At 61.9% G+C, this 3,812-nt stretch carries 3 protein-coding genes; 1 reads left to right on the top strand and 2 read right to left on the bottom strand.

What is annotated here, in order from left to right; all coding sequences use genetic code 11:
• Positions 1–125: 125 nt before the first annotated feature.
• Together AC07YV_RS29760 and AC07YV_RS29755 are read right to left on the bottom strand one after the other, a co-directional pair.
• Positions 126–1,400, bottom strand: coding sequence for a glucarate dehydratase family protein (locus tag AC07YV_RS29760; protein WP_102702831.1), 1,275 nt, complete (start codon positions 1,398–1,400; stop codon positions 126–128).
• On the bottom strand, positions 1,397–2,794 hold the full coding sequence (locus tag AC07YV_RS29755; RefSeq protein ID WP_102702830.1) for an MFS transporter: 1,398 nt from the start codon (positions 2,792–2,794) through the stop codon (positions 1,397–1,399). The genes AC07YV_RS29760 and AC07YV_RS29755 overlap by 4 nt, the downstream gene beginning before the upstream one ends.
• Before the next feature lie 130 nt (positions 2,795–2,924).
• Here AC07YV_RS29755 and AC07YV_RS29750 point away from each other — a divergent pair.
• Positions 2,925–3,812 (top strand): LysR family transcriptional regulator (locus tag AC07YV_RS29750; protein ID WP_102702829.1); only part of this gene is annotated, 888 nt, incomplete at its 3' end.

Genomic DNA, 3,812 nt, shown 5'->3' with positions numbered 1-3,812 from the left:
GCTTGCTCCCGCTGGGTTGCGAAGCAACCCCAAAAACAGGACTGCTACGCAGTCCAGCGGGAGCAAGCTCCCTCGCCACAGCAAGCTCCTTCGCCTCAGCAAGCCCCCCTTGCACGGCTTGCAGATCAAAAACGCGGTTTGACCGCCTTCCACTCCGGTTTGTAGCGCTGCATCTGCTTCACGTCATCGCGCTGGCGAATGCCGCACGTCAGGTACTGGTCATGCAGCTTGCCCAACTGGTCGTGGTCAAGTTCCAGCCCCAGGCCCGGGGCGCGGGTGATTTTCACGCAGCCATCGACAATCGGCAGCTTGCCACCCTTGATCACCTCTTCGTCGGGCTCCTGCCAGGGGTAATGGGTGTCGCAGGCGAAATCCAGGTTCGGCACCGCAGCGGCGACATGCGCCATGGCCATCAGGCTGATGCCCAGGTGCGAATTGGAATGCATCGACACCCCAAGACCAAAGGTTTCGCACATTTTCGCCAACGCCTGCGTGTCACGCAGGCCACCCCAATAATGATGGTCGGCGAGGACAATCTGCACGCTGTCCTGTGCCACGCTGCGGCGGAACTCGTCGAAATCGGTGACCACCATGTTGGTCGCCAGGGGCAAACCGGTGCGCTTGTGCAGCTCGGCCATGCCCTCCAGGCCCGGCGTCGGGTCTTCGTAATACTGCAGGTCATCACCGAGCAGTTCGGCCATGCGGATCGAGGTTTGCAGCGACCAGTTGCCGTTCGGATCAATACGCAGCGGGTAACCGGGGAAGGCCTTTTTCAGCGCCTTGATGCACGCCACTTCATGCTCGGGCGGCAAGGTGCCGGCCTTGAGCTTGATGCTCTTGAAGCCGTAGGCCTCGATCATCCGCCGCGCCTGGGCAACGATCTGCTCTTCGGTCAGGGCCTCGCCCCAACTGTCTGGCTTGTAGGGTGAATCGACGTGCTGCGCGTACTTGAAGAACAGGTAGGCGCTGAATGGAATCTCCTCGCGGATGGCCCCGCCCAGCAAGTCCACCAAGGGCACATTCAGGGAGTGCGCCTGCAAATCCAGGAACGCCACTTCGAAAGCCGAATAAGCATTGCTCACGGCTTTGCTGGCATGGGAGCCCGGCGCCAGTTCGGCACCGGCAATACTCGCCGGTTTGTTCGCCGCCACGGTGGCCTGGACGATGGCACGCAACTGATTGAGGTTGAACGGGTCAAGGCCGATCAGTTGCGATTGCAGTTGCTGCTGGATCGCCAGCGCCGGAGCGTCGCCATAACTTTCACCCAGGCCGATGTAGCCGTTGTCGCTCTCGATCTCGATGATCGAGCGCAACGCGAAGGGTTCGTGGATGCCGCTGGCGTTGAGCAAGGGCGGATCACGGAAGGCGATGGGCGTGACAGTGACTCGTTTGATTTTCAAGAGGCGGCTCCCGTTGGATCAGTTTTCAGGGCTGGATGACTGTTGGGCTTTTTTGCCGGTGTGCCTCCGGCCTCTTGGCCGGTCAACGCACGGAGGGCATCGCCACGGGGGGCGGTGCGGGCGAAAAAGATCACGATGGCGGCGACCAGCGAAGTGGCGGCCAGGCCGTAGAGCCCGCCTTCGATGGAGCCGGTGGTCTGCTCCAGGAACCCGAAGGTGGTCGGCGCGACGAAGCCACCGAGGTTACCGATGGAGTTGATCAGGGCGATCACTGCCGCGGCGATCCGGGCATCGAGATAGCCCTGGGGAATCGGCCAGAACAACGCCGAGGCGGCCTTGAAGCCGATGGCGGCAAAACAGATGGCGACGAAGGCGAAGACCGGGCCGCCGGTGGTGGACATGAACATGCCGAACGCCGCGATCACCAGCGTCACCGCTACCCAGGCCTGTTGGTGCTTCCATTTGCTGGCCATGGCCGCGAAGCCATACATCGCGACGATGGAAATGATCCACGGAATCGAGTTGAACAGGCCGACCTGGAAATCGCCGAGGTTGCCCATTTTCTTGATCATGCTCGGCAGCCAGAACGTGGCACCGTAGATGGTCAGGGCGATGGAAAAGTAGATGAAGCAGAACAGCAGGATCTGTCGGTCGGCCAGCAGTTTGAAGATCGAGGGCTTGACGCCCTGCGTGGCTTCGCGAGCCTGTTGCTCCTGAGCGATCGCGTCGATCAGCGCGGTCTGTTCTTCGTCGCTCAGCCACTTGGCCTGCCGTGGGTGGGATTGCAGCCAGAACCAGACGAACCCGCAGAGCACGATGGAAGCAAAGCCTTCGATCAGGAACATCCACTGCCAACCGTGCAGGCTCAAGCCGCTGACGTTGAGCAGTGCACCGGACACCGGACCGGAAATCACCGAGGCAATGGCCGAACCGCTGAGGAAAATCGCCATCGCCTTGCCGCGTTCGGTCGACGGTAGCCATTGGGTGAAGTAGTAAATGATGCCGGGGAAAAAACCCGCTTCGGCGGCGCCGAGTATGAAGCGCAGCACGTAGAAACTGGTTTCGCCACGGACAAACGCCATGGCCATCGCGGCGGCGCCCCAGGTGAACATGATGCGCGTCAGCCAGGCGCGGGCACCGTAGCGTTGCAGCAGCAGGTTGGACGGCACTTCGAAGATCGCGTACCCGATAAAGAACAGCCCTGCACCCAGGCCGTAGGCGGCAGCGCCAATACCGAGGTCGGTTTCCAGGTGGCTGCGCACGAAGCCGATATTGACCCGGTCGATGTAGTTGACGATGAACATCACCACGAACAGCGGCAGTACATGGCGCTTGACCTTGGCGGCGGCGCGGGCGAGCACATTCGGGTCTGGCGGACTCTGGAGGGTATTCAAGGGGCGACTCCCGATCATTGTTTTTTTAGGGATAGCTTTGGGCACTGCATGAGACGTGGCCCGATCATGGACGCGAGTATTGATCCCGTCTAATCTAACTTGGCATTCGATTGATACCTGGATTAGATCAATGTTCGAACTGACTCAACTGCGATGTTTCACCACCGTGGCAACCGAACTGAATTTCCGCCGCGCCGCCGAACGGCTGAACATGACCCAACCGCCTCTCAGCCGACAGATTCAGCTGCTGGAACATCACCTGGGCGTCGAACTGTTCACCCGCAGCACCCGCAGCGTCGCGCTCACCGCCGCCGGCCGGGCCTTCTTCATCGAAGCCCAGAACCTGCTGGAGCGCGCCCAGCAAGCGGCCGTGACAGCCCGGCGATTCGCCGAGGGCGACATCGGTTCGGTCAATATCGGTTTCGTCGGTAGCGCGGTCTACGAGTTCCTGCCCAAGGTCATCGCCGAGGCGCGACTCAAACAGCCCCACGTCAAAATCGACCTGTCGGAGATGAACACCTACCAGCAACACGAAGCCCTGCGCGCCCGCCGCATCGACCTCGGCATCGCCCGGGCGCCGCTGCTGGAACCGGGCTACGCCACCGAATGCCTGGTGCGCGAGCCGTTCGTGCTGGCGGTGCCGAGTGAGCACCGCCTGGCCAGTGCCGAATCGGTATCGGTCCAGGACCTCGATGGGCAACCGTTCCTGATGTACTCCCACGCGGCTTACCCGCCGTTCAACGAACTGCTGACCGGCATGCTGCGCTCGGCCCGCGTCGCCCCGGATTACGTGCAGTGGCTCGGCTCGTCATTGACCATCCTGGCACTGGTCAACGCCGCCATGGGCCTGGCCCTGGTGCCGCGTTGCGCGACCAGTGTGGTGTTCAGGAACGTGGTGTTCCGCGATATCGATCTGGGCGAAGGCGTGCAGAGCGAGTTGCACCTGATCTGGCGCGAGAACAACGACAACCCGGCGTTTGCGATGTTGCTGGAGGGGATCCGGCGCGCGGTGCGGGAG

The organism is Pseudomonas sp. GW456-E7 (assembly GCF_059424105.1).
Note: the sequence above shows the minus strand (reverse complement) of the source record. Positions and strands in the feature narration are given on the sequence as shown.